24 protein-coding genes and 1 tRNA gene are annotated in these 25,520 nt (G+C 42.3%); 15 read left to right on the forward strand and 10 right to left on the reverse strand.

The annotated features are described in order from the left end of the window. Window positions 1-4 precede the first annotated feature (4 nt). From GFB47_RS02095 to GFB47_RS02130, 8 genes are all read left to right on the forward strand, one after another. Complete coding sequence (locus GFB47_RS02095) at window positions 5-667, forward strand: MlaC/ttg2D family ABC transporter substrate-binding protein (RefSeq protein WP_153446186.1); 663 nt, start codon at window positions 5-7, stop codon at window positions 665-667. Next, window positions 667-984: an STAS domain-containing protein gene (locus GFB47_RS02100; RefSeq protein WP_153446188.1), complete on the forward strand. Its 318-nt coding sequence runs from the start codon at window positions 667-669 to the stop codon at window positions 982-984. Before GFB47_RS02095 ends, GFB47_RS02100 begins: the two co-directional genes overlap by 1 nt. Window positions 985-1,068: 84 nt before the next feature. After that, entirely contained in the window at window positions 1,069-1,323 is a 255-nt protein-coding gene (ibaG, locus tag GFB47_RS02105) for a BolA family iron metabolism protein IbaG (protein WP_153446190.1), read from the forward strand. 37 nt (window positions 1,324-1,360) lie between these two features. Further along, complete coding sequence (gene murA, locus GFB47_RS02110; protein ID WP_153446192.1) at window positions 1,361-2,617, forward strand: UDP-N-acetylglucosamine 1-carboxyvinyltransferase; 1,257 nt, start codon at window positions 1,361-1,363, stop codon at window positions 2,615-2,617. Between the two features lie 94 nt (window positions 2,618-2,711). Next, window positions 2,712-3,437: a 1-acylglycerol-3-phosphate O-acyltransferase gene (locus GFB47_RS02115; protein ID WP_153446194.1), complete on the forward strand. Its 726-nt coding sequence runs from the start codon at window positions 2,712-2,714 to the stop codon at window positions 3,435-3,437. A 201-nt stretch (window positions 3,438-3,638) separates the two neighbouring features. Next, on the forward strand, window positions 3,639-4,097 hold the full coding sequence (locus tag GFB47_RS02120) for a MarR family transcriptional regulator (RefSeq protein WP_153446195.1): 459 nt from the start codon (window positions 3,639-3,641) through the stop codon (window positions 4,095-4,097). Window positions 4,098-4,142: 45 nt separating this feature from the next. Next, on the forward strand, window positions 4,143-5,405 hold the full coding sequence (locus GFB47_RS02125) for an efflux RND transporter periplasmic adaptor subunit (RefSeq protein ID WP_153446198.1): 1,263 nt from the start codon (window positions 4,143-4,145) through the stop codon (window positions 5,403-5,405). An 11-nt stretch (window positions 5,406-5,416) separates the two neighbouring features. Further along, window positions 5,417-6,946 carry a DHA2 family efflux MFS transporter permease subunit gene (locus GFB47_RS02130; protein ID WP_153446199.1) on the forward strand — a complete coding sequence of 510 codons (1,530 nt, stop codon included), beginning with the start codon at window positions 5,417-5,419 and terminating at the stop codon, window positions 6,944-6,946. 251 nt (window positions 6,947-7,197) lie between these two features. Here the strand turns inward: GFB47_RS02130 and GFB47_RS02135 are convergent, their stop codons facing one another. From GFB47_RS02135 to GFB47_RS02150, 4 genes are all read right to left on the reverse strand, one after another. Beyond that, window positions 7,198-7,587, reverse strand: coding sequence for a Rid family detoxifying hydrolase (locus GFB47_RS02135; RefSeq protein WP_153446201.1), 390 nt, complete (start codon window positions 7,585-7,587; stop codon window positions 7,198-7,200). 100 nt (window positions 7,588-7,687) lie between these two features. Further along, the gene (pyrI, locus tag GFB47_RS02140; protein WP_153446202.1) at window positions 7,688-8,149 is read right to left on the reverse strand and encodes an aspartate carbamoyltransferase regulatory subunit; all 462 of its coding nucleotides are present in this window, start codon (window positions 8,147-8,149) and stop codon (window positions 7,688-7,690) included. Window positions 8,150-8,161: 12 nt separating this feature from the next. Continuing rightward, entirely contained in the window at window positions 8,162-9,091 is a 930-nt protein-coding gene (gene pyrB / locus GFB47_RS02145; RefSeq protein ID WP_153446204.1) for an aspartate carbamoyltransferase, read from the reverse strand. Window positions 9,092-9,461: 370 nt separating this feature from the next. After that, window positions 9,462-10,466 (reverse strand): ornithine carbamoyltransferase, encoded by a 1,005-nt coding sequence (locus GFB47_RS02150; protein WP_153446207.1) that lies wholly within the window; start codon window positions 10,464-10,466, stop codon window positions 9,462-9,464. A 345-nt stretch (window positions 10,467-10,811) separates the two neighbouring features. Between GFB47_RS02150 and rraB the strand changes: the two genes are divergently transcribed. Both rraB and GFB47_RS02160 read left to right on the forward strand, forming a co-directional pair. Beyond that, window positions 10,812-11,246 (forward strand): ribonuclease E inhibitor RraB, encoded by a 435-nt coding sequence (gene rraB / locus GFB47_RS02155; protein ID WP_407701683.1) that lies wholly within the window; start codon window positions 10,812-10,814, stop codon window positions 11,244-11,246. Window positions 11,247-11,338: 92 nt separating this feature from the next. Beyond that, the gene (locus tag GFB47_RS02160) at window positions 11,339-12,145 is read left to right on the forward strand and encodes a glycosyl hydrolase 2 galactose-binding domain-containing protein (protein WP_153446208.1); all 807 of its coding nucleotides are present in this window, start codon (window positions 11,339-11,341) and stop codon (window positions 12,143-12,145) included. Here GFB47_RS02160 and GFB47_RS02165 read toward each other — a convergent pair. The 5 genes from GFB47_RS02165 to pepA all read right to left on the reverse strand — a co-directional run bounded on the left by GFB47_RS02165 (window position 12,140) and on the right by pepA (window position 18,688). Then, complete coding sequence (locus GFB47_RS02165; RefSeq protein WP_407701684.1) at window positions 12,140-12,631, reverse strand: GNAT family N-acetyltransferase; 492 nt, start codon at window positions 12,629-12,631, stop codon at window positions 12,140-12,142. The two genes, GFB47_RS02160 and GFB47_RS02165, sit on opposite strands and share 6 nt — an antisense overlap. A 139-nt stretch (window positions 12,632-12,770) precedes the next feature. Further along, on the reverse strand, window positions 12,771-13,226 hold the full coding sequence (locus GFB47_RS02170) for a DUF2061 domain-containing protein (RefSeq protein WP_153446210.1): 456 nt from the start codon (window positions 13,224-13,226) through the stop codon (window positions 12,771-12,773). A gap of 184 nt (window positions 13,227-13,410) precedes the next feature. Beyond that, on the reverse strand, window positions 13,411-16,287 hold the full coding sequence (locus GFB47_RS02175) for a valine--tRNA ligase (RefSeq protein WP_153446212.1): 2,877 nt from the start codon (window positions 16,285-16,287) through the stop codon (window positions 13,411-13,413). A gap of 112 nt (window positions 16,288-16,399) precedes the next feature. Beyond that, window positions 16,400-16,858 carry a DNA polymerase III subunit chi gene (locus GFB47_RS02180; protein WP_153446214.1) on the reverse strand — a complete coding sequence of 153 codons (459 nt, stop codon included), beginning with the start codon at window positions 16,856-16,858 and terminating at the stop codon, window positions 16,400-16,402. Between the two features lie 312 nt (window positions 16,859-17,170). Next, window positions 17,171-18,688, reverse strand: a complete 1,518-nt coding sequence (gene pepA / locus GFB47_RS02185; protein WP_153446216.1) for a leucyl aminopeptidase — start codon at window positions 18,686-18,688, stop codon at window positions 17,171-17,173. A 249-nt stretch (window positions 18,689-18,937) separates the two neighbouring features. Here pepA and lptF point away from each other — a divergent pair, with 249 nt between their 5' ends. After that, window positions 18,938-20,038, forward strand: coding sequence for an LPS export ABC transporter permease LptF (lptF, locus tag GFB47_RS02190; protein WP_153446217.1), 1,101 nt, complete (start codon window positions 18,938-18,940; stop codon window positions 20,036-20,038). A 3-nt stretch (window positions 20,039-20,041) separates the two neighbouring features. Further along, window positions 20,042-21,115 (forward strand): LPS export ABC transporter permease LptG, encoded by a 1,074-nt coding sequence (lptG, locus tag GFB47_RS02195; RefSeq protein ID WP_153446219.1) that lies wholly within the window; start codon window positions 20,042-20,044, stop codon window positions 21,113-21,115. A 240-nt stretch (window positions 21,116-21,355) separates the two neighbouring features. Here lptG and GFB47_RS02200 read toward each other — a convergent pair whose 3' ends face one another. Next, a complete protein-coding gene (locus GFB47_RS02200; RefSeq protein WP_153446221.1) occupies window positions 21,356-21,829 on the reverse strand; it encodes an RDD family protein in 474 nt (157 codons plus the stop codon). Window positions 21,830-22,038: 209 nt separating this feature from the next. On the opposite strand from GFB47_RS02200, the gene GFB47_RS02205 reads away from it, so the two are divergent. The 3 genes from GFB47_RS02205 (at window position 22,039) to GFB47_RS02215 (ending at window position 25,313) form a co-directional block, all read left to right on the forward strand. After that, window positions 22,039-22,123: transfer RNA gene (locus tag GFB47_RS02205), tRNA-Leu, on the forward strand. A gap of 471 nt (window positions 22,124-22,594) precedes the next feature. After that, entirely contained in the window at window positions 22,595-23,554 is a 960-nt protein-coding gene (locus tag GFB47_RS02210; protein WP_153446223.1) for a glycosyltransferase family 2 protein, read from the forward strand. Continuing rightward, window positions 23,523-25,313 carry a GtrA family protein gene (locus tag GFB47_RS02215; protein WP_153446224.1) on the forward strand — a complete coding sequence of 597 codons (1,791 nt, stop codon included), beginning with the start codon at window positions 23,523-23,525 and terminating at the stop codon, window positions 25,311-25,313. The genes GFB47_RS02210 and GFB47_RS02215 overlap by 32 nt, the downstream gene beginning before the upstream one ends. The last annotated feature ends 207 nt before the right edge of the window (window positions 25,314-25,520 follow it).

Below are 25,520 nucleotides of genomic sequence, written 5' to 3' on the forward strand. Positions count from 1 at the left end.
GTCAATGATGAAAGGGATAACTAAAATAATTGCGCTGCTGGTATTCGCGTTAGCCAGTGTTAACTTACAGGCAAAAACTGTCGAAACTAAAGCAATCGACACCAGCGATCCGTATCAAATGATGCATCAAGTGGCAGAAATTACTTTTGCGCGCTTAAAAGCTGAGCAAACTCAAATTCATAACGATCCTAATCATTTAAAAATGATTGTTGATGAAGAAATGATGCCTTATGTTAATTATCAATACGCGGCATTAAAGTTATTAGGGCCAAACTTACGCGGTGCGGATAAACAGGAAGTAGGCGCATTTATTGAAGAGTTTCGGGCCTATTTAATTACCTCTTATGCTCAAGTACTCACTCAATACAGCGATCAAAAAATTCAATTTGAACAAGCTCAAACCATTGCTGAAGATCGCCGCGTGGTGAATGTTCGGGTGGAAATTATTGATCGTTCACGTCCAAATATTAAACTGGATTTCACATTATTGAAAAATAGAAAAAACGGTGACTGGAAAGCGTATGATATGACCGCTGAAGGCATTAGTTTATTGTCGAGTAAACAATCGGAATGGAATACTAAAATTCGTCAAGATGGCATTCCTGCGGTAACTAAAGAGTTAACCGAGTTAGCTAAAAAAGATATTACTTTTGAGGCTAAGAAGTAATGAATCATCCACAGTGGTTGCCACATGATGATCATAGCGCGTCACTTAGCGGTGAACTGACTCGTGACCATATTCCTGCGTTGTGGCAGCAATTTCAGGGCTGGCAGCCGCCCAATTCATCGTTTCAAGTGTGTTTAAAATCGGTTAAACGCGTCGACTCTGCTGGTATGGTCATGTTAATTCACTTAATTGAGCATGCAAAACGACAAAATTGTCATATAATGCTGACTTTCATGCCCGAACAACTGAAAACTTTGTTTGAGTTGAGTAATATAGACGACCTATTTTCACAAAATATTGATAGCCGACTTATTTAACATAAAGAGCCAGCTTTACCACAGAACTGTAATTTTATGTGAATAATAGATGAATCGGTTAGACTAAACACGGTAGGAAACATAATGGACATTATTCAAGTTAAACAAATTTTAGATGACGCGCTCGCATTACAAGAGATCCATGTGAAAGGCGAAGGCAGTCATTATGAAGTGGTTGCCGTCGATCCAACCTTCGAAAATATGAGTCGAGTGAAGAAACAACAATTAATTTACGCTCCGCTGATGGAGTTTATCCAAAGAAATGATATTCATGCGGTATCAATCAAAGCGTATACGCCTACAGAGTGGGCGCGTGATAAAAAATTGATGTCGTTATAATACGTCTTTGAAGCATAAGAAATAATCAAGGTTTTTAATGGAAAAGTTTAAAGTACATGGCTCAGGCCCGCTGCAAGGCGAAGTGACTATCTCTGGCGCTAAAAACGCCGCACTACCAATTTTATTTGCTGCCATTTTGTCCGAAGGTTTGGTTGAAGTGTCTAATGTTCCTGCTTTACGTGATATCGACACCAGTATGGAGCTATTAAAGCGCCTAGGTGCCGAGGTGTCGCGTGAAGGCGAAACCATCTTGGTTAATTCTGGTCCAATTAATGAATATTGTGCGCCTTATGACTTAGTTAAAACGATGCGAGCTTCTATTTGGGCGTTAGGTCCATTAGTGGCACGTTTTGGTAAAGGTCAAGTTTCACTTCCTGGTGGTTGTGCGATTGGTGCCCGCCCAGTTGATCTGCATATCCATGGTTTAGAGCAACTTGGTGCAACCATTATTCTTGAAGATGGTTATGTGAAAGCCGAAGTCGATGGTCGCTTAAAAGGCGCACATGTTGTGATGGATAAAGTCTCAGTTGGCGCGACCATTACTGTGATGAGTGCAGCAACATTAGCTGAAGGTACGACGGTACTTGAAAACGCCGCTCGTGAACCAGAAATCGAAGATACCGCTGCTTTCCTAAACGCACTTGGCGCTAAAATTACTGGCGCAGGGACTGGCACGATCACCATCGAAGGGGTTGAACGCTTAAACGGTGGTAAACATACCGTTGTTGCTGACCGCATTGAAACCGGTACTTTCCTAGTAGCAGCTGCAGTTTCTGGCGGTAAAGTGAAATGCTTAAATACTAAAGCATCATTACTTGAAGCGGTTTTAGCTAAGCTTGAAGAAGCGGGCGCTAAAGTTGAATCGGGTGAAGACTGGATTAGCTTAGATATGACAGGGCGTGAATTAAAAGCGGTCACTATTCGCACGGCGCCTCATCCTGGCTTCCCAACCGATATGCAAGCGCAATTCACCTTATTGAATATGATGGCGAAAGGCGGTGGTGTGATCACTGAAACCATCTTTGAAAATCGTTTTATGCATGTACCAGAATTAATGCGCATGGGTGCTAAAGCGGATGTCGAAGGTAATACTGTGATTTGTGGCGATACTGAGTACCTAACAGGCGCTCAAGTAATGGCAACCGATCTACGCGCTTCGGCTAGCCTTGTGATTGCTGGTTGTATTGCTAAAGGCGAAACTCTTGTTGACCGTATTTATCATATCGATCGTGGTTATGATCGTATTGAAAATAAATTAAACAAATTAGGGGCTAATATCGAGCGCTTTAAATAAAAAACAGCGTCGATGTTATACTCTGGATTAAGAAGCTGAAGTCTTAAGATTTCAGCTTTTTTATTTAGGAAATAAATGTGATTGGAGAACTCAAATGATTGCTTTACTGCGTATGATTGCTGTAGCGATTTTTGCTGTATTGATGTTTATTATCGGTTGTGGTTATTGCTTATTTAGCCCGCGCAACCCTCGCCATGTCTTTACCTTTGGCCGTATGTTTGGTCGTATGTCGAAGGTGTTTGGTATTACGCTTGAGCTAAGAATGCCAGATGACGCTTATGAGCGAGATCAGCACATTTATTTAGGTAACCATCAAAATAATTGGGATTTATTTACCATTTCATCCGCATTAACGCCAAATGTAGTAACAGTCGGTAAAAAAAGTTTAGTGTGGCTACCATTGTTTGGTCAGTTGTATTGGATCACTGGCAACATATTGATCGACCGATCTAATCGAACCAAAGCAATGGGCACAATTGGTCAAGTCGCGGAGCAAATTAAAAAGAAAAAAGTGTCGGTATGGATGTTTCCTGAAGGAACTCGCTCGCGCGGACGCGGTTTACTGCCTTTTAAAACCGGCGCATTCCATGCTGCAATTGCAGCGCAAGTTCCTATTGTCCCTATCGTATGTAGTAGTACCGATAAAATTAAACTGAACCGTTGGAATAATGGTCATGTGATTGTCGAAATGCTGCCACCAATCAGTGTAGAAGGTTACGATAAAGAGAATGTTCGTCAATTGCTTAAAGAATGTCGTAATCAAATGAAAGATAAATTAGAGCAATTAGATAACGAAGTGGTAGAGCTTAACGCCAAGTAAGAACAGAAGTTAAATACCTTTAAAGCCAATGAAGCCGTCAATATGACATCAGCGCTTCGTTGGTTTTTTTGTGCCAGCGACTTAATGACGCCGATAGACTTGGCTTTATTTTATAGTTACATTTTGAAATATCTTATTGCTATTTACTTGCCTAGGCAGTAATATCCTACTCTAGTTTGTTGCCTAGGCAGGTATTTAATTATGACGTCATACACCCTCAATCATGCTTATGCTGCGGCACTGCCCGTAGGAAAGTTGATCCACTTTGTTAATCAATACAAAGATCGTTTACTGGCCGAACATTTATCTCCTCTGGATATCACTCCAGCACAAATAAAAGTGTTGATGATGATTGAAGTTGAGAAAAAACATTCTCCGGCTGAAATCAGTAAAGCACTTTCTATTGATTGTGGTTCGATGACACGCATGATTGAACGGTTAGTAAAAAAACAACTGATTGTTAAATTGCCTAATCCTAATGATAAACGCGGAGTGTTGGTTACTTTGACTCCGCAAGGCATTGAGGTTTTAGATCAATGCCTAGACGTTATCGCTAAACAAGTTGGTCCGGCTTTAACCGGTAATTTATCGTCTAATGAAGTCGAAATCTTACTGGACTTATTAAAGCGGATGCTGCCAGAAGAAGGCTACACTGTTTAATTGCGCTAACGGCATTTCTTTTTTCATTTTTTGAATGGTTGAATCATGGATACACAAAATAAAAACAATAGTATTGCGGCAAAACCAAGAAGCAAACGTAAAGCTTCTTTCCTTATTTTATTGCTTGTTATTATTTGCTTTGCGGTTGGTGGTTACTTCTATTACCTAACCTATTTAAAGTTTTATCAGTCGACAGACGATGCTTACGTTAATGGCAACTTAGTCACCTTAACGCCTGAAATTGCTGGCACGGTGACGACGGTGATGCCGGATGAAGGCGACTTTGTTAAAAAAGGCCAAGTATTGGTTGAATTAGATTCAAACGATACTCAAATTGCGCTGCAAGAAGCAGAGGCCAAATTAGGCTCTAAAGTGCGTGAAGTACGTAGCTTATATGCCACGGCGGATAACTTCAAAGCCAAAGTAGCGGCTAGTCAGGTGAAGTACCGCCAAGCGGTTAATGATTACAATCGACGTAAGCATTTGGTCGAGAAGGGTGCGATCTCGAAAGAAGATCTAAACCACTACTTAGATACGGTTGATGCAACCCGAAGTGAATTAAAAGCTTCTCAAGAAGCCTTAAAAATGACCTTGGCATTAGTGGATAATACGGTGCTAAAAAGCCACCCAGGCATTAAGTCGGCAGTGGCGAACCTACGTCAAAGTTACTTAACCAATATCCGTACTAAAATCGTTGCACCTGTAAGCGGTTATGTAGCAAAACGCGCAGTACAATTAGGCAGCCGAGTGCAACCGGGTACGCCGTTAATGGTGATAGTACCTCTACATCAAGTATGGGTAGACGCCAACTTTAAAGAAAGCCAAATGAAAGATATGCGTATTGGCCAACCAGTGACGTTAACCTCCGATTTGTACGGCGAGAAAGTGGTCTACAAAGGTGAAGTTGAAAGTTTAGGTATTGGTACTGGTAGTGCATTCTCATTATTACCAGCGCAAAATGCCAGCGGTAACTGGATCAAAATTGTGCAACGTTTACCGGTTAAAATTCGCCTAGATGATGCCAACCAAGATAAGTACCCATTGCGTATTGGTTTATCGATGCTTGCTGAAGTCAGCATTAAAAATACCGATGGTAAGTTGTTGTCGGTTGAGCCTAAAACTACGCCAAGTTACAGCACCGATGTGTACACCGATGCTTTATCGCAAGTCGATTCTATCGTGACCAAAATTTTGCACGATAATCTTGGTATGCCAGATGTAACACTTGATGCGCCAACCGATGTTACGCCAGCAAAATCGGAAGCTGCATCAGACAAAGCAATGACATCAACACAGTCTGCTAAGTAGCAGAGGGTCGTATGAAAGATCAAACCTATACGCCTCCTAGCCTGGTTATCGCGACCATTGGTTTAGCATTAGCGACGTTTATGCAGGTACTCGACAGTACCATTGCCAACGTTGCCTTGCCGACCATTGCCGGTAATTTAGGCGTGAGTTCAGAGCAAAGTACTTGGGTTATTACCTCGTTTGCAGTGTGTAATGCGATTGCATTGCCGCTCACGGGGTGGTTCTCTCGTCGCTTTGGTCAGTTGCGCTTATTTATTATTTCGGTTGCCTTGTTTACCGTCACCTCCGCATTATGTGGAATGGCGACCAGTATGCCAGAGCTTATCGTATTCCGTGCGTTGCAAGGCTTCTTTGCCGGCCCAATGTTCCCAATGTGTCAAACCTTGCTATTGGCGATATTCCCCACCACCAAACGAAGTGTAGCCTTAGCACTGATTTCGATGGTGACGGTGGTCGCACCGATTGTAGGGCCGATCACTGGCGGTTGGATCACTGATAACTATTCATGGCCGTGGATTTTCTTCATTAATATTCCAATTGGGGTGTTTTGTTGCTCGGTGGTCTGGACACAGCTGAAAGATCGCGTTGATATTACCGCTAAAATGCCAGTCGATTATATTGGTATTGCGTTGCTGGTGGTTGGAGTTGGCTTCTTACAAGTGGTGCTCGACTTAGGTAATGATGCAGATTGGTTCTCATCGACTAAAATTGTGGTGATGGCGATTGTTTCGGGGATTGCATTAATTTCCTTTGTTATATGGGAATTAACCGACGATCACCCAATCGTAAACTTATACCTGTTTAAAGATAGAAACTATGCCTTTGGTACCTTGGCATTAGTGCTAAGCTACTCTGCCTTTTTTGCGATTAATATTATCTTGCCGCAATGGTTGCAGATATATATGGGTTACACCGCGATTTGGGCAGGTTTAGCATCCGCGCCAATGGGGATTATTCCATTCTTCTTAACGCCATTAATGGGCCGCTATGCGCATAAGTTTGATATGCGAATATTGGCGTCGATGTCGTTTGTGGTGATTGGAACCTCATGCTTTATGCGTTCGGGTTTTAATACCTTTGTCGATTTCGAAACCATCGCATTAGTGCAGTTGTTTATGGGGCTTGGAGTGGCGCTGATGTTTATGCCATTAACCACGATTTTCCTATCCAATATGCATGGCCATGATATTGCCGAAGCGTCAGGCTTAACCACCTTCTTACGAGTGTTAGGCGGCAGTTTTGCTTCATCATTAACCACTTGGATTTGGCATCGTCGCGCCGATTTCCATCATGCGACCTTAACCGAACATGTGAGTAATTACCAACCGGCAGCGGTGGACTATTTGCATAAAATGGGCGGTGAGACGCAAGTGAATCTGGCCGCAGTAGACCATATTATTACGGTGCAATCTTTCATGGTATCGACCGCAGATTATTTCTATCTGCTCGGATGTTTGTTCTTTATCTTGATTGTGTTTATTTGGTTTACCAAGGGGCCATTTATTAAGGCAGGGCCTGCAGCGCCCGCCGCCGGTCACTAACATATCCATTGTGATAGAAAATAAAAAGGAGCTCCTGATATAGGCGCTCCTTTTTTTATGTTTCTAAGCAATATTATACCAATTCCATTTAATATTTGATCAATTTGAATACGCCGAAAAGACGCTGATCCGTCCTTGGTCGCTTGAGAAAAGGCCATCCATGGCCTTTAACACTTTTCTCTGTCTTCAATTTTGAACAATCATTAAAGTTATGGAATGGGTATTACTTAGTGTGAATATGAATTCGAATATTACTTACGCACTGCAATTGCTTCGATTTCAATGCCAACATCTTTTGGTAGACGAGCGACTTCAACACATGAACGAGCAGGGTAGTTAGCAACCTTATGCTCATCAAAGAAAGCGCCGTACACTTCATTAACCGTGACAAAGTCATTTAAGTCTTTTACAAATACCGTCATTTTCACAATATCGCCGACGGTTAAACCAGAAGATTCAACCACCGCTTTAACGTTATCAAGCGATTGACGAGCTTGCGCTTTAATATCACTAGGCACTTCACCTGTACTTGGATTTACTGGGATCTGACCTGACGTCATGATCATGCTGCCAAGGTCAACACCTTGTACATAAGGACCGATTGCTGCTGGCGCTGCGTCTGTATGAAGTACTTTTGTCATGTTTCAATATCCATTTATTAATTCGTCAATATGAACGCTTATCATAACGAATGTTGATGAGTGGTTAAACCGTATTTCGAGCAAACTCAATAGCGATGATTTACTTTTCGGTCATAATGTCGCGCGAGAAGCTTTTTTCACAGTATTTGCACTTCAATCGAATCACATCATTTTTCTCAATCACGCTAAAACTACTCGATACCGGTTCGTTATGTGTAATGCAGTTGCTATTGGCACAACGAAAAACATCCACCACCTGTTTAGGGAGAGTGAGCTCAAGCTTTTTGACCACGGCGTAGTTTTCAATTTGATTTACCGTCGCTTTTGGTGCATATAAGGCTAATTTCTGCGCTTGTTCTTGGCTAATAAAGGTGTTTTCTACTTTTAATAAATCTTTAGCCCCGAGCGCCGATGATGGCAAATTCAAGCCAATAGTGACGCGTTCATTCGAGTTGTGCATATTAAATAGGCGCAGTACTTTTACTCCAACATGCGCAGGAATATGATCGATCACGGTGCCATTTTTAATTGCTTCAACTTGCAAATGATTTTGCTTAGACATGATGATCTCCTTTTATAAAGTTGAGTTAAGGACAAGGGCTAACAACGCGGTACGGGCATAGACACCGTTCTCGGCTTGTTGGAAGTAATAGGCGTGCGGCGTTTTATCGACATCGACCGTGATTTCATCGACGCGCGGCAGAGGGTGCAGCACTTTCAAGTTCTCTTTGGCATCTTTAAGTGAGGCGGCGGTTAATACAAACGCTGATTTAATGTGAGCATATTCAGATTCATCAAAACGCTCTTTTTGCACTCGGGTCATGTACAAAATATCAAGGTTTTCCATCACGCTTTCCACTTCTGAATGCAAGCTATAAGTAATGCCTGCATCGTCGAGTTCTTCGCAAATGTAATCTGGCATGGCCAAGGCTTCTGGTGCAATAAAGTAGAAACGCACATTATCAAACTTAGCCAATGCTTGAGTGAGCGAGTGCACGGTACGGCCATATTTAAGGTCACCGACAAACGCAATGCTAATGCCATCTAATGTGCCTTGAGTTTCATAAATGGTGTATAAATCGAGCAAAGTTTGAGTTGGATGTTGATTGGAACCATCGCCAGCATTGATGATTGGCGTGTTGTTGGAAAATTCAGAGGCTAAACGTGCTGCGCCTTCTTGTGGGTGGCGCATCACAAACGCATCGACATACGATGAGATAATTTGAATCGAATCGGCCAGTGTTTCACCCTTATTGGCATGAGAGGTGTTACCGGCATTATCAAAGCCAATCACACTGCCGCCAATACGTTGGATCGCCGTTTCAAAAGAAAGACGAGTACGAGTTGATGGTTCAAAAAAACAACTGGCAACCACTTTACCTTTAATCAATTCAGGTTGAGGCTCTGCTTTTATCTTCGCGGCAGTTTGAATGATTAATTCCATTTCTTGGCGTGAAAGTTCTGGAATCGAAATAATATGCTTTTGATAGAGCGAGTTTGCCATGTGGGTTCCTTATTGCATTAGCTAACAGTAACTGAATATGAGGCGATATTGCATTGTTAAGTCTATTAATATGAATCGATTATGAAATACCGCAACTGGGTTTAAATAATCCAGACATAAAAAAACCTCCCGATAACAGGAGGTTTATTTATGAATGAAAAGATGGAATAACAACAGCACCCAAGCTAATTCGCTTGTAACATAACTCGGTAATTTTACCTTGCTGTAGCATTTCATCTTCCCTTCATTGATTTGGGAAAATTATACCCACAATCTCTGTTTGCGCAAGCGTTTGCTCACTTAATGCCAACCGAGTTGATGTTGCTCAACTTTCACCCAGCAAAGCGTAACCGATGTGAACGAGTGAAACCTAACTGCCGAGTGTCGCTACCATGATCGCCTTAATGGTGTGCATGCGGTTTTCGGCTTGATCAAAGACAATCGAATGATCGGACTCAAACACTTCTTCGGTGACTTCCAACCCCTTCATGTTGTACTTTGCCGCCACTTCTTTGCCTACCGTGGTTTCATCGTTATGAAAAGCCGGTAAGCAGTGCATAAATTTAACGTGTGGATTGCCAGTCGCCTCAAGCATGGCTTGGTTGATTTGATAGGGTGTCATTAATGCAACGCGCTCATCCCAAGCTTGTGCTGCCTCTCCCATGGATACCCACACATCGGTATACAGGAAGTCACAACCTTTCACGCCGCTGGCCACATCTTCGGTTAAGGTGATGGTGGCGCCAGTTTGCGCTGCAATCGCTTGACACTGACTCACTAATTCTTCTTCAGGCCAAAAGGCTTTTGGGGCAACTAAGCGAATGTCCATACCCATTTTTGCCGCCCCAACCATGAGTGAATTGCCCATATTGTTACGCGCATCACCTAGGTAAGCAAAGCTAATGTCATGCAATTGTTTACCGCAAGCATACTCTTGCATGGTTAAAAAATCGGCCAAAATTTGAGTAGGGTGGAACTCATCAGTTAAGCCATTCCAAACCGGAACACCTGCGTATTGGGCTAGCTCTTCGACAATACTTTGTCCGTAGCCACGGTATTCAATACCATCATACATACGGCCAAGTACCCGAGCGGTATCTTTCATGGATTCTTTATGGCCGATTTGAGAGCCAGAAGGGCCAAGATAAGATACTTGAGCGCCTTGATCGAACGCGGCAACTTCAAAGGCACAACGAGTACGAGTGGATGACTTTTCAAAGATCAACGCAATGTTTTTTCCAACTAAAGTTTTTCGCTCCGATCCGGCATATTTGGCTTTTTTGAGATCGGCCGACAGCGCCAATAGAAATTGGATCTCTTTCGGGGTGAAGTCGAGTAACTTGAGAAAATGACGATTGCGAAGATTGAAAGCCATAATAATGTCCTTATTAATATACCAAACGATATTTATACATAAAAATGCGAATAAAGTGAATTTTTATTTATCGTGTTGATGGTTTTTTTGCTGAAGTTAGTGACTATAGTGACACTAAATTGCGATAATGATGAATTCGATAGTAACAGTTTTTAGTGTTTATGCAGAAAGTGACGCTGAGAATTGTGCGGCATCATGCAGCGCGAGGGGCTTTTATATCAATGCAATGCTACTTTGTTAAAACATAATGCGATTTTATCTTAACATCGCGCATTTTCACTTACCTCTGTTGGCGTTTCGTGGCAAAATAGCGATTCTGAATTAAGCCCATATTGGAGCACGGTTATGTCTAACAATGATCAATCTATGCAAGATGATTACTTATCAGTTGAAGAGCTGATTGAATTCCAAAAAGAAGAAACTCGCGAAATTATCGCAGCATTGATTGAAGATGGCAGTGAACCTGATGCTTTGTATGATATCGAGCACCACTTATTTGCAGAAGATCTCGAAGTTTTGCAAGAAGCGGTTATTGAAGCATTCAAGATGGGCTTTGAAGTATTAGAAGCGGAAGAAACAGAAGATGAAGACGGCACCAAAGTCTTATGCTGCGATGCCATTATGCAATCTGCATTGGATCCACTTCTGATTGATGAGCAAGTTGAAAAACTGGTTAACTTGGCAGAAAAATACGACATCATTTACGATGGCTGGGGAACCTTCTATGAAGGCGAAGACGCTATCTACGATGAAGAAAATGACGATTACGACGCAGAATAAGAGACGCTTATTACTGCCAATAAAAAACCAGCCTGTTGCTGGTTTTTTTATATCTATACTTATCTATAAATGACTACTTTTCACGGACGATTATGCATCAACCTCTGACAGGCTTTTGGCAGTTATCACCATTAACCGATTTAACCCTACCGCAAGCCGATCTTGAATTTCCGGCGGTGCTAAGCTCCGTGCTTCCTGTGCATGTATCAGAGCAACAGATTGCCGAACAAGAATGGCATTTGATGCACGATATCGAAGTCGATGAAGCTATGCTTGGCTTGGCGGCGATTGACTTAGTGATTGAGGGTATCAACCATTACGCTGAAGTACGTGTCGGTGGGGTGGCGGTATATGATTGCGATGGCAGTCGTTATCGTTACCAAAAAGACATTAAAGAATATTTAAACCTAGGCAAGAATCGGATTGAGATATTATTCTTAGATCAAGAAGAGGATTGGCTTATAGATGAACAAGCGACGGTTTGTCATTTGGATCACCAGCAAGCTGAACCTTGCAATAACCGTGTTGGAATTAAACGTGCGCCTTTTTTACGTTTGATCCGCAGCGTCCGTTTGCATCATGTTTCCACCGAGCAGATTTGGCATCATGGTGGCGGTTGTGAGCTTAAAGTCGATGTCTATTACCATTCATTGAAACCGGGTTTAGTGGCGGCAGATATTAAATATAACGGCATGACTTATACGGTGCCGCTCGATATTCGTAGCGATCATGTGAGCGCTATTTTTCAAATCGACGCGCCGCAACAAGCGCTATTATCTGACGATAGTCGAGACGTGTTATCTGGCGCGACACAACTATTTGTTCATTTAGATGGTTATCACTTTCCATTTGATATCGGGCTGTCAGAAACCCAATGTGTGAGCCATTATCCGTTATAGCGCTTTAACCATCACTACTTCACAATCACCATGCCCTGTATTTCCCCACGGGGCATCTAAATGTTCAAAGCCGATTTTTTGATATAAAGCTAATGCAGCGTTAAGTTCGGCAGTCGATTCTAAATAGCATTGTGTATAGCCCAATTGTTTGGCTTTATCTGAACATAACGCGATCAACTGTTGAGCCAAGCCTAGTCTGCGCGCTGGTGGCAAAATATACATCTTTTGTAATTCGCATACTTCGGGCTTGCCTGCTAATGGCGCAATTCCTGCACCACCAACCACGGTATCGTGACTATCCACTAGTACCCAATATTGAGCGTTAACAACATTATAAACGTCATATAATGTATCTAATGTCGGATCAGCAACGCTATAACCTTTATCGGCGGTTAAGCCATGCTCGGCAGAAACATCGCGGATAACTTGAGCAATGGCCGCGTTATCGGTTGGTTGGATGGGACGGATCTGGAAATTAGAATGCATGTTGATGATCATATTGATAAATGAGAATGCTTTAATAACACGCTCAATTTTCAGGGACAAGTATTGCTGCAATAAAAAAGCTCAATGAAGAGGACGTTCATTGAGCTAAAAGGTTGAAAATGCGAAGGCGTATGTCGAGTTAAGCCGATAAGGCATTCTTTTCTAATGGTGCTTCAGATAATTCCTGACCGTGTTGCTGTAAGTCATGATGGTGGCATTGCAAGCTAAACTGGATATTTTGCTTACGTTGCCAAAAACGCTCATGAAAATAAAACACCACAGTATTTACGCTCGGTTCAATGGTCGCCATTAAGCCACCAATAAAGGCGTCGCCGGTTAATAAGTAAGTCACTAAAAATGCAACACTAAAGTGTAATACCGCAAAGCTGAGAGTCTTTTTTGATGGTGCTTGCAGGGCAACTCTTAACAGCTTATTTCGTTGCCATACTTTGTCATGAAAATAGAAAGCGACGGTATTGACCATAGGTTCGGTCATGGCGATCAGGCTGCCAATAATAATATCGCCAGTCAGTAAATAAGCTAAAGAGAAGGCAACGCTAAAATGTAATACCGCAAAAGTGAGAGTTTTTTTCATGAGCTTGCTCCAAGGCATTTGTTGAGCTGATGAAAATATCATAATGTAAATGATAATCATTATCAATTAAGTTTGGCGATTTTATTAATAGGTATTGGCTATTAAAGCTAACAAAAAAGGCCAACCCAATGGCTGACCCTTTATTTTTGTTTCGAATGAAAAGCTTACATTACTACGCTATTTATTACAGCGCGGCAATTGTCGCTTTTTGCTCTTCCAGTTTAACCAAAGTATCTTGGTAACCTTCAAGCTTGCCACGTTCTGCAGCCACTACCGCTTCTGGCGCTTTTGCTACAAAGCCTTGGTTGTTGAGTTTGCCTTCAATGCGTTTGATTTCGCCTTGAATACGAACCGATTCTTTATCTAAGCGAGCCAGTTCAGCGTCTTTGTCGATAAGACCAGCCATTGGGATCATCAGTGTTGATTTACCCACCAATGCGGTTGCACATGCTGGAATATCTTTGCCATCGACCTGAGTATCACCTTCTGCTAATACTTTGATCTCTTCTAGTTTCGCAAGCGAGCTCAGTACGTTTAAGTTGGCTTGTAGGCGAGCAGTGTCGGTAGCATCGGCTTTTAGCATCACAGATAACGCAACACTTGGCGCAATATCGTATTCAGCGCGTAGGTTACGGATGCAAGTGATGAATTGCTTCACCCACTCAATATCCGCCACTGCGGTTTCGTCTAGGTTGTCAGCATTAAACTGAGGCAATGCCTGGGTCATAATGGTGTCCCCCTCAACGCCATCAACCAGCGGCTTGACACTTTGCCAGATGGACTCAGTAATAAATGGCAATACTGGGTGTGCTAAACGTAGCGTTTTCTCAAGGACCGTGATCAAGGTGCGACGAGTGGCGCGTTGCTTGGCTTCGGTGCCTTTCCAAAGGATTGGTTTGGTTAACTCTAAGTACCAGTCACAGAATTGGTTCCAGATGAACTCGTACAAAGTATTGGCCGCCATATCCAAGCGGAAGTTTTCGATATGAGTATTAAAATCTTTTGCTGCTAATTCAAACTGAGATTCAATCCAACGATCGGCGAGTGAATATTCAAGCTCTGCATCCGGTGCAAAACCACAGTCTTGATCTTCGGTGTTCATCAACACATAACGGCTGGCGTTCCATAACTTGTTACAGAAGTTACGGTAACCTTCTAGGCGTTTCATATCCCAGTTAATATCACGACCGGTTGATGCCATTGCCGCCAGAGTAAAGCGCAATGCGTCGGTGCCGTAAGGTTCAATCCCGTTTTCAAATGTCTTACGAGTGGCTTTTTCAATTTTAGCGGCCAGTTTAGGCTGCATCATGTTGCCACAACGTTTTTCAACTAATTCTTCAAGGCCGATGCCGTCAATCATATCGATCGGATCAAGGACGTTACCTTTTGATTTCGACATTTTATCGCCGTTTTCATCACGGATAAGTCCGGTCATGTAAACGGTTTTAAAAGGAACTTGAGATTTTCCGTCTTCGTCTTTGACAAAGTGCATGGTCATCATGATCATACGAGCAACCCAGAAGAAGATGATGTCAAAACCAGACACCAACACATCGGTTGGGTGGAAGGTAGACAAATCTTGAGTTTTCTCAGGCCAGCCCATGGTGCCGAATGTCCATAACGCCGATGAGAACCAAGTATCTAATACGTCATCATCTTGGCGTAGAACCACAACCGGTGCTAAGTTGTTTTGCGCGCGAACTTCATCTTCATCGCGTCCAACATAAACATTACCATCGTTGTCATACCATGCTGGAATACGATGACCCCACCAAAGTTGACGCGAGATACACCAGTCTTGCACATCACGCATCCACGCGAAGTACATATTTTCATATTGCTTTGGTACAAATTGGATTTCGCCATCTTCTACTGCTTTAACGGCTGGTGCCGCTAATGGCGCAGTACGAACATACCATTGGTCAGTCAGCATTGGTTCAATCACCACGCCGCCACGGTCACCATAAGGTACGGTTAAGTCGTGATCTTTTATTTCTTCTAACAGACCAAGAGCATCTAATTCTGCTACCACGGCTTTACGCGCAGCAAAACGTTCCATGCCTTTAAATTGCCCTGGCAGTTCGGTGCTGTAAACATCAGAAGGCTCACCAGTCGTGGTAAATACTTCGGCGTTATCACGAATGTCGGCATTAAGGGTCAGGATATTGATCATCGGCAGTTGATGACGTTTACCTACTTCGTAATCGTTAAAATCGTGCGCAGGGGTGATCTTCACACAACCTGTGCCTTTTTCCATATCAGCGTGTTCATCGGCGACGATTGGGATTAAGCGATTAACTAAAGGAAGTAAGATTTCTTTACCGATCAGATCTTTATAACGAGGATCTTCCGGGTTAACCGCTACGCCAGTATCACCTAATACGGTTTCAGGGCGAGTTGTGGCAACCACAATGTAGTCTTTACCATCCGCGGTTTTTACGCCGTTGGCAAGTGGGTAGCGGAAGTGCCACATGAAGCCTTTTTTGTCTTTATTTTCAACTTCAAGATCCGAAATTGCAGTGTGCAGTTTTGGATCCCAGTTAACCAGACGTTTACCACGATAGATTAGGTCGTCTTCATAAAGGCGAACAAACACTTCTTTGGTGGCGTTAGATAAACCGTCATCCATCGTAAAGCGTTCACGTTCCCAATCAACAGATGCACCAAGGCGACGAAGTTGACGAGTGATGTTGCCACCAGACTCGGCTTTCCATTCCCAGATCTTGTCGATGAAAGCTTCACGGCCATAATCATGCTTGGTTTTATTTTCTTCAGCGGCAATTTTACGTTCAACCACCATTTGAGTTGCAATACCTGCGTGATCGGTACCGACTTGCCAAAGGGTGTTTTTGCCTTTCATGCGCTCACAACGGATAAAAGTATCCATAATGGTATCTTGGAAAGCATGACCCATGTGTAGGCTACCAGTGACGTTCGGTGGCGGGATCACAATGCTGTAAGCTTGTTTTGATGTGTCACCATGAGGCTTAAAGTAACCAGCTTCTTCCCAACGCTGATATAGCGCTTGTTCAATTGATGTTGGGTTATATGTCTTTTCCATAGTCTTCTTTTATCGATACTGTGAGCGTGAAAAATAAGGTTAGTGTCAATGTAAAACGTTATAGCTAAAACAACAGCCTATAAATGATTGGTTTAGCTATAAGGATTTTAGGTTAAGTTGCCGCTTGGTTTTCAATGTTTATGGTCTGCATTTCAAACCCTGCTTGTCGGTAGATTTTATACCTTTCTCGGGCTTGTTGCTTTCCTTTTTCTTCGCAAGCAACGAAGTCTACCACTTGTGTAAAGCTCAGGGCAAAATTTGTCTTATCGTGGCTCATATTGATCACCAGCTGGCGGTTACGATTTGGTCTGACTTGTGAGTAACCAATTTCGATCGGGGTGCCATAATGAGGCCCTTCTCCAACTAAGTTATGCGCTTGATAATTTTCACTTTGTTGCTGCCAAAAATGCTCATCAATCGTTTCTGCTTGAGTTTTATCTTGTGCGTTAATATAAACTTTTGCACCTTGCTCAGCAAAATAGCGAGCTAAAAAAATCACATATTCAATATGACCTATTTGTGTCGCTTGAACGGAATTTGGCTCAATGATGTAAAAAGTCGCAATGCTCATAATAGGCCCATAGCTCAAAGCTCATTGATAAAAGCTCTCAAATGATTGGTAATTGTAAAACATCAAAGATAATTAGAAAGACGAAAACACAAAAAGGGCACAATGGCCCTTTTATATTTAGCTTGTATATCGGTTTTACTTGACACAATAATTTAAGTAAAACAAATATATAATCAAAGTAAGTGGAGTTACAGTGAGGCGGTAAGTTCGTTCAGTCCCATGAGCCTTCTTTTTATAACAAGAAGGCTAGCCTAAGTGATTGGGGTGAGCGAACGAAACCAACAAAGCTGTAGCTTCAATTACGAAGATTATTTATTCTTCTAATAAAACTTGGCCAGTAGAAGCCTTATTCAATAGAAACTGCACCAGCAAAGAAACAGGACGACCGGTTGAGCCTTTTTGTGCGCCAGATTTCCAAGCGGTACCGGCAACATCAAGATGTGCCCAGTTGTACTTTTTAGTAAAACGAGACAAGAAACAACCTGCGGTGATAGTGCCAGCAGGACGGCCACCAATATTCGCCATATCAGCAAATGGACTGTTTAGTTGTTCTTGATACTCATCGGCCATTGGCAGACGCCAAGCGCGATCGCCAGCTTGTTCAGAGGCATTGATTAGTTCATGAGCCAGTGGGTTATGGTTCGCCACTAAGCCACTAATATGATGACCAAGCGCCATCACACAAGCACCGGTTAAGGTTGCCACATCCACCACACAATCTGGATCAAAACGTTCAACGTAAGTTAATACGTCACATAATACTAAGCGACCTTCTGCATCCGTATTTAATACTTCAACCGTTTGACCTGACATGGTGGTCAGAATATCACCCGGACGATACGCATTACTGCCTGGCATGTTTTCACAACCGGCCAGAATCGCAACTACATTAATTGGCAGGTTCAGTTTTGCTAATGTTTTCATGGTGCCGAAAACAGAAGCTGCGCCGCACATGTCGTATTTCATCTCATCCATAGCTTCGCCAGGTTTTAATGAAATGCCGCCTGAATCAAAGGTTAAGCCTTTGCCGACTAGGACAATTGGTTTTGCTTCTGGATCAGGATTGCCTTTATAGCTAATCACCGACATCATGGATTCATTGCGAGAACCACGACCAACCGCTAGGTAAGAATGCATTCCCAGTTTATCCATCTCTTCTTCACCAATAATTTTGGTGGTGATGGTTTCAAAGTCATCGGCTAAACGACGCGCTTGAGAAGCTAAGTAAGCAGGATTGGCAATATTTGGTGGCATGTTGCCAAGATCTTTTGATGATTTAACCCCAGATGCGATGGCTAAACCGTGAGCAATTGCTTTTTCGCCAAGACTGAGTTCACGGCGAGTTGGGACATTAAATACCAATTTGCGCAAAGGACGGCGAGTTTCAGGTTTGTTGCTCTTGAATTGATCAAAGGTGTACAAGCTATCTTTGGTTGATTCAACCGCTTGGCGCACTTTCCAATAAGTATCACGACCTTTGACATGCAGTTCGGTTAAGAAGCATACTGCTTCCATTGAACCGGTGTCATTAAGTGTGCCAATAGTTTTTTGGATGATGTCTTTATATTGACGTTCGCCTAATTCGCGCTCTTTACCGCAGCCAACTAGCAACACACGCTCAGATAAAATACCCGGTACTTGATGCAATAACAGCATTTGGCCTGGTCTACCTTCAAGGTCGCCACGGCGTAATAAAGAACTAATGTAGCCGTCGCTGATCTTATCAAGTTGCTCGGCGACAGGAGAAAGACGGCGTGGTTCAAATACACCGACTACAATACAGGCACTGCGCTGTTTCTCAGGGCTGCCACTTTTTACACTGAACTCCATGCTTACTCCTACATCCTAAAGACAAATCGAATCAAATGATGGATAATGCTTAGTCATGGTCTTAATAGAAAGAATTTGTTCTAAAATTAAGCTAAACACATTTGATGTATAAATGGATTATCTTGTGCTTCAACAGAAACAACCAAGATTTTACAAATTAATATAGTTAAAAATTATCAAAAATAATAGACTCATCGGAAAATTATAGTGATTCCGTCAAAAAAACAAGTTTTGTATAGGTGATACTGCGTGATTATTGTTAGATATTTGATCCGCGAGACACTCAAAAGCCAGTTAGCCGTATTCTTTGTGCTTTTTCTCGTGTTTTTTAGCCAAAAATTTATAAGTGTGCTTGCCGAAGCCTCTGATGGGGATATCCCTGCCAGCATGATCCTACAAGTCGTGGGTTTAAACATGCCGACGATGGGCTTGCTGATGCTGCCTCTTAGTATTTATGTCGGTATTTTGCTGACCTTTGGTCGTTTGTATGCCGAGAGTGAGATCACGGTAATGAACGCCACCGGTATCGGGAATAAATTCTTGATCCATGCCGCGCTTTATCTTGCCATTATTACGGGCGGGATCGCGATGGTGAACTCGGTTTGGCTTGCCCCTTGGAGCCAAGAAAAAGTGGCTCAACTCATGGAGCACCTTTCAACCAGTAGCAGTATCGATTTATTGAAAAAAGGTCAATTCCAGACCTCTCCAGATGGTCAAGCTGTGGTGTTTGTTGACGATATAAAAGATAAAAAATTGACCAATGTGTTTGTCGCGCAACCTGCGCCAAGGGGCTCAACCAGACCTAGCGTAATGTTTGCTAACTCAGGTGTGGCGCAAGAGTTTGCCGATGGTCGTCAAATTTTGACTTTAAAAGATGGGGTGCGCTATGAAGGTGTGCCTAACTCATTAGATTACATGAACACCAGTTACGATGAATATTCTGGTTTGATCGGTCAGCGAGAGGCTAAGAAAAAGAAACGTAAATGGGAAGCGCTGCCGATCAAAGAGTTATGGAATAACCCTAATTTAGAGGCAAAAGCTGAATTGCAATGGCGTATCACTTTGATTGTGTGTGTGCCTTTATTAACGTTAGTGGTGGTGCCACTGTCCTCGGTTAACCCAAGACAAGGGCGGTTTGCCAAACTGTTCCCAGCCGTTTTATTGTATTTAGCGTATTTCTTATCGATCAGTGCGATGAAATCGGGTATTGAAGATGGTTCCGTTCCGGCTTCGGTGGGGATGTGGGCAATCAATGCTGGGCTATTGGTGGTCGGGATCATTCTCAATAGTTTAGATAGTATCTTTGTGCGAAAACTCAAAGATAGATTCAAAAAGAAGAAGGGAATCTAAGCCGTGTTTAAAATTCTCGATTGGTATATTGGCCGCACCATTATTGCGACCTCTTCTTTGTGTTTAGCAACCTTAGTTGGTTTGTCTGCCATCATCAAATATGTTGAGCAGTTACGCAAAGTTGGCAAAGGGACTTACGATTTAACCGAAGCATTGTATTTTGTGATTTTGAGTATCCCACGTGATATCGAAGTATTCTTTCCAATGGCGGCCTTGTTGGGCGCTTTGATTGGTTTAGGTATGTTAGCTGCCAGTTCTGAGTTAGTTGTCATGCAAGCTTCTGGCGTATCCAAACTAGAGATTGGTCTTTCGGTCTTAAAAACTGCAGTTCCGCTAATGTTGATGATCATGATTTTGGGCCAATGGGGTTCACCTCAAGCGCAAAAAATGGCGCGTGATGGCCGTGCATTGGCGATTGCTGGTGGCAGTATCACCTCTGTACAAGATGGGGTATGGGCCAAAGATGGTGATAACTTTATCTACATTGCACGAGTTAATGGCGAGCATGAGTTACGCGGCGTCAGTATTTGGCAATTCGACCATGATAAAAACCTTAAAAATATTTTAGTGTCCGACACCGTTAAATATGAAAAAGGCCAAAAATGGATAATGAAAAACGTCCAAGTCACTAAAATGGAAAATAAAATACAAATATCGAAAACCAATTTACCCAGTTATGAATGGGACACCACATTAACACCTGATAAATTAACCGTCGTTACGGTCAAGCCTGAAGAGTTACCATTGAGTGGTTTATACGATTACGTGAATTACTTAAAAGAGTCAAAACAAGATGCTTCGCGTTACGATTTGGCATTTTGGCACAAAGTATTCCAGCCTCTTTCGGTGGCGGTTATGATGTTAATGGCGTTATCGTTTGTATTTGGACCGTTGCGCTCGGTGAGTATGGGCGCTCGGATCTTATCGGGCATTGTAGCTGGCTTTACCTTTTATATATCGAGTGAAGTTTTTGGTCCTATGAGCTTGGTATACGGCATTCCACCGGTAATCGGGGCCTTGACTCCCAGCGTGTTATTCTTAATCGTTGCCGTCATGCTCATGCGCCGTAAGCTATAGCCAGCCTAGGGGCAGTTGTTCTAAAAAAAAGGGATGCCATTTTAGATTGGCATCCCTTTTTTTTGAGTATTCATTTCGCGCTATTTTAACTTATACCAATTCCATTTAATATTTGATCCATTTGAATAGGCCGAAAAGACGCTGATCCGTCCTTGGTCGCTTGAGAAAAGTCCATCCGTCGCCTTTGATACTTTTTTCTGTACTCAATTTTGAACGATCATTCAATTTATGGAATGGGTATTAACGAATTTGTGGCGAATACACGACTTGGCATTGAGCGCAGATATCTTGCAGTGCTCTTTTATCAGAAGTCACGAGAGAAAGTAGGTTGCCTAACCCAAGCAAGGCAGTAGCAAAGCGAATTAAAGATTGTTTAAAGCTGAGCGCACTACCATCTTGATTCATCACAGTGATCTTCCAAGCACGCATACCAAGCGTTTGTCCTTTTTGCCAGAAGAAGCTAAAAAAGCCAAACCAAACCAATAAAAGATAAGCATGATACAACCAACGCCCAATCGGATGATGGTTCAGTAAGTCGCTGGCATCAATATAGCCGCCATAATCCATTACGCCGAGGTAAACCAAGGCTTCCATGGTGGCGACAATAATCCCCACTGCGATCATCAAAACGGCAATAATGATTAAAGTATCATAAAAAAACGCGCCAAAGCGGCGAAAGAATCCAGCAGGCGATTGATTGGGTAGGGAAGTCATAACACTCTATCATTAGTAAACTTATCAGCAGAATAGCGAGTTGGCCGAGCACTGGAAAGAACTAAAATGTATAAAAGCGTAATTTATGCTGAAAATATCAGCGATCAAATCAATTTCAAAATTAATTACTTGCATGACGTCTTAGCATAAGTATAATTCCTGTCACTCCTTAGCGGCAACTCAAAGCGCGAGCGGATGAGAAATTTAGTGGCGGTATGGTGAAATTGGTATACACGACGGATTCAAAATCCGTTGCCTTCGGGCGTGGCGGTTCAAGTCCGCCTACCGCTACCACTATTTAGAAAAAAGCCGATCCTCATGGGTCGGCTTTTTTGCGTTTAAAGTTTTATTTCTTCTGCCCCACTGATTTTGTTTCTTTTCCTCTCAACACAAAACAGACCTTAACTCCTAAGCACAATCTCAATTTGTAACTAAACTTATCATCTAGGTCGTAGTGACTGACCGGTTAGCTGAATACGTTTAATTAATAGAAAATAAATGCGAACTAAATCACGCTTTAGGTGCCTCACAACTTGCATTTTTTGATCAATAAGACGTTAATTGACTTAAATTTCACTAAGTAATAAATATTTACACTTTTACTTGTCATTTCTCTAACATTGAACTGTTAACTTCAATGTTAGTGAATGATGAGACGATCATGTGGCGGCACTTAAGGTGCGGGAAAGCAACATTAATTTTTGAAAACTAGCGACATGTGAGTGTTTGACTGGTGAATGAGCTAAAGAAGTTCCTGGAGAAAATATGAAAACAGTTTCTATTGTGGTTCCTTGTTTTAATGAAAGCGAAGTTATTGATACAACGATGGACGAGTTACTTTCGGTCACTAAGGGAATTGCTAACTATAAATTTGAATTGATCTTCGTTAATGACGGCAGTTCAGATGATACTGAGGCTAAGCTTTTAGCTCATAGTAAGCTGCATGATAATGTGAGAACAGTTTCATTTTCTCGTAACTTTGGTCACCAACAAGCAGTGAGTGCCGGCTTAGATGTTAGCACCGGTGATGCAGTGGTGTTGATCGATGCCGATCTACAAGATCCACCTAAAGTCATCGAAGATATGATCGTTAAGTGGGAGCAAGGCTTTGACGTGGTTTATGGCACTCGTGCCAGTCGTGATGGTGAATCTTGGTTTAAATTAGTGACCGCCAAAACCTTCTATCGCTTATTGAATTACTTGTCAGAAGTTGAAATCCCATTGGATACCGGCGATTTTCGTTTAATGGATCGCCAAGTGGTAGATCATTTGATTGCGATGCCTGAAAAATCGCGCTTTATTCGCGGTATGGTGAGCTGGATTGGTTTTAATCAAACGGCAATTGAATACGAGCGTTCTCCACGTTTTGCGGGTGAATCTAAATACCCACTAACAAAAATGATTAAATTTGGTTTGGATGGCATTTTGTCGTTCTCGGTTAAACCATTGAAATTATCCGTATTAATGGGCTTTGCTTGTTCTGGTATCGCGATGTTAATGCTGCTTTATTCGGTTTATGTTCGTATTATGACTGATCATTGGGAGTCGGGTTGGACTTCTCTTTTCGTCGCCGTTTTATTTATGGGTGGGGTTCAATTGATCTCCATCGGTATTGTCGGTGAATACATTGCGCGTATTTACAACGAATCAAAAGATCGTCCTCTATATATTATTAAACAACAAAGAGAAACCGATGCTGAAGAAACCAGCCCAACTGCTGAGTAACTTAGTTACTTCTGATTTTCAGCAAAAGTTACGCTTTGCCATCGTAGGGGGACTGAATACTGTCACCGCCTACTTGGCCTTTATGGCGTTTTATGAAATGTCGGGGCGCTATTTGGTGTCCTCGGTTTTATCGTATTTTGTTGGCATGATAGTGAGTTACGCGCTTAATCGTACTTTTGTATTTAAAAGCGAGAAAAAAGGCGGGCAGTTTATCCCGTTTTGTGTGGTCAACTTGACCTCATTGGCGTGTTCAACCGGTTCGCTGTATTTGCTGGTGCATTTTGGTCATTTACATGTGTATATCGGCCAAGCATTAGCGGTCTGTGTCTCAATGGGGATCAATTATTTTGGCTATAAGAAAGTGTTCACAGATGGAGTTTCGATGGACAAGTTAACTCAAGGATTTTACGACAAAAATGGTCGCCTTGATCCGCTACAAGTTATTCAATGGTTAGTGGTGGTTGTATTTGCAGTAGTGACGGTGCTGAATTTGCATTTGGCTATGTCGTCGAATATTGCCCATGATGCATTGCCATATATGAACGGCTACGCAGAGAAGTTCACCACTGAAGGTCGTTGGATTAACTTTGCGCTTTATTATCCTTTACGAGCAATGCCGGCGGTGATGGCGGCGAGCTTAGCCAATATCTTCTTGTTCATCTTTGCTTATAAAGTTGTGATGGGGGTGAAGAAGGATTATTGGTTAGCGATTGCGGTGGCTTTATTAATCATCAATATTCCGTCATTTACCATGTTGTTGAAATGGCCGATGACCTTGCTTCCAGGCTGCTTTATGCTAGCGTTGTTTGCTTGTTATAAAGAGAGCATTCATCGTTCAGCCTTACTGATTGTGGCGGGGATTTTATTATTTGCCACTTACCCGGCCTTTTACTTCTTAATACCACTGCTTTTTCTTTCAAATTTAAGAAATGCAACTTATGGTGAGATCTTTAAGTTTTTATGCTTTTGGATTATCGGTTATGTCGCAGGTTACGCCGTGGCGAATGGCTTGGTGTACTTGTATACCTCGATGTTTACCGATCATGCGACCTTTATTCATTTTGTCAGTTGGCGTCAAGAAACACCATCAAATAGCTTGTCATCATTACTGGCCAATATTGCTAAAAGTGCTGGTAACTTTGATCGTAACGTTGATTACTTTGGCGCGTTAAGTCCTTGGCTTTATATCCCGATTGCTTTGACTGCCTTATGGGCGCTGGTTAAGCACTTTAAATATACTGTCATCGTGTTAATTGTGGTGATCTCACTGTATGCCAGTGTAGTGCCATTAGGGGTGAAAGTGCCACTTCGCTCTGGAGTGACCTTCCCAATTGGTATGGCGGTGCTCTTGATGTTGATCCCGAATAAATGGTGGCGATTACTGACCTTGTTAACCTTGTTTATTCCGTTCTCATATCAAATGCATGCTTATAACTACAGCTACGCCCACAGTCGTGATGTAATGTCGCAGATCTTAGAGCAGCACGATGGTAGAAATTACCTCAAACAGCCAGCGTTATTTGATAAAGTAGTGGTGAGTGTTGATGAGGAAAAAATGAGCAAGTATATGTTAGATCGCACACAATCGACGTCATTTAACATAGAATCGAATTTGCGTTATCACTACATTAAGCCGTTTTTCTATCAATATGGTTGGAAAAATGACAACATTGAAGTAATAAACGATCCTCGCTTAACCGTAAAAGGTGACGCAACGATCAAGAAAGAAGGTCGAGTGCTGTTTATTTCTCTCGATTAATTTTACTTTAGTATCAAAAGAAAGTGAGCCCTAGTCGTGATGACTGGGGCTTTTTTCTATCTAAGCGCTTGAGTTTGTGACACTCTTAAACGAAGCTTTAATAACGCTTGAATCTGATTAGGGGCTGTTGATCTTTCGTGGTTGTTTTTGCTGCGAATTGTTGGGTTTTTATACAAGGAAGAGGCTTTGTGGTGTAGCTGGCTACAC

Origin of the sequence: Vibrio algicola (assembly GCF_009601765.2) — a bacterium.
GTDB classification, from domain to species: domain Bacteria; phylum Pseudomonadota; class Gammaproteobacteria; order Enterobacterales; family Vibrionaceae; genus Vibrio; species Vibrio algicola.

Excerpts from the sequence above, each read along its gene's own strand:
- GFB47_RS02095 (WP_153446186.1), top strand. The coding sequence starts at position 5 with ATGATGAAAGGGATAACTAAAATAATTGCGCTGCTGGTATTCGCGTTA.
- GFB47_RS02100 (WP_153446188.1), top strand. The coding sequence starts at position 667 with ATGAATCATCCACAGTGGTTGCCACATGATGATCATAGCGCGTCACTT.
- ibaG (WP_153446190.1), top strand. The coding sequence starts at position 1,069 with ATGGACATTATTCAAGTTAAACAAATTTTAGATGACGCGCTCGCATTA.
- murA (WP_153446192.1), top strand. The coding sequence starts at position 1,361 with ATGGAAAAGTTTAAAGTACATGGCTCAGGCCCGCTGCAAGGCGAAGTG.
- GFB47_RS02115 (WP_153446194.1), top strand. The coding sequence starts at position 2,712 with ATGATTGCTTTACTGCGTATGATTGCTGTAGCGATTTTTGCTGTATTG.
- GFB47_RS02120 (WP_153446195.1), top strand. The coding sequence starts at position 3,639 with ATGACGTCATACACCCTCAATCATGCTTATGCTGCGGCACTGCCCGTA.
- GFB47_RS02125 (WP_153446198.1), top strand. The coding sequence starts at position 4,143 with ATGGATACACAAAATAAAAACAATAGTATTGCGGCAAAACCAAGAAGC.
- GFB47_RS02130 (WP_153446199.1), top strand. The coding sequence starts at position 5,417 with ATGAAAGATCAAACCTATACGCCTCCTAGCCTGGTTATCGCGACCATT.
- GFB47_RS02135 (WP_153446201.1), bottom strand. The coding sequence starts at position 7,587 with ATGACAAAAGTACTTCATACAGACGCAGCGCCAGCAGCAATCGGTCCT.
- pyrI (WP_153446202.1), bottom strand. The coding sequence starts at position 8,149 with ATGTCTAAGCAAAATCATTTGCAAGTTGAAGCAATTAAAAATGGCACC.
- pyrB (WP_153446204.1), bottom strand. The coding sequence starts at position 9,091 with ATGGCAAACTCGCTCTATCAAAAGCATATTATTTCGATTCCAGAACTT.
- GFB47_RS02150 (WP_153446207.1), bottom strand. The coding sequence starts at position 10,466 with ATGGCTTTCAATCTTCGCAATCGTCATTTTCTCAAGTTACTCGACTTC.
- rraB (WP_407701683.1), top strand. The coding sequence starts at position 10,812 with ATGTCTAACAATGATCAATCTATGCAAGATGATTACTTATCAGTTGAA.
- GFB47_RS02160 (WP_153446208.1), top strand. The coding sequence starts at position 11,339 with ATGCATCAACCTCTGACAGGCTTTTGGCAGTTATCACCATTAACCGAT.
- GFB47_RS02165 (WP_407701684.1), bottom strand. The coding sequence starts at position 12,631 with ATGCATTCTAATTTCCAGATCCGTCCCATCCAACCAACCGATAACGCG.
- GFB47_RS02170 (WP_153446210.1), bottom strand. The coding sequence starts at position 13,226 with ATGAAAAAAACTCTCACTTTTGCGGTATTACATTTTAGCGTTGCCTTC.
- GFB47_RS02175 (WP_153446212.1), bottom strand. The coding sequence starts at position 16,287 with ATGGAAAAGACATATAACCCAACATCAATTGAACAAGCGCTATATCAG.
- GFB47_RS02180 (WP_153446214.1), bottom strand. The coding sequence starts at position 16,858 with ATGAGCATTGCGACTTTTTACATCATTGAGCCAAATTCCGTTCAAGCG.
- pepA (WP_153446216.1), bottom strand. The coding sequence starts at position 18,688 with ATGGAGTTCAGTGTAAAAAGTGGCAGCCCTGAGAAACAGCGCAGTGCC.
- GFB47_RS02200 (WP_153446221.1), bottom strand. The coding sequence starts at position 21,829 with ATGACTTCCCTACCCAATCAATCGCCTGCTGGATTCTTTCGCCGCTTT.
- GFB47_RS02210 (WP_153446223.1), top strand. The coding sequence starts at position 22,595 with ATGAAAACAGTTTCTATTGTGGTTCCTTGTTTTAATGAAAGCGAAGTT.
- GFB47_RS02215 (WP_153446224.1), top strand. The coding sequence starts at position 23,523 with ATGCTGAAGAAACCAGCCCAACTGCTGAGTAACTTAGTTACTTCTGAT.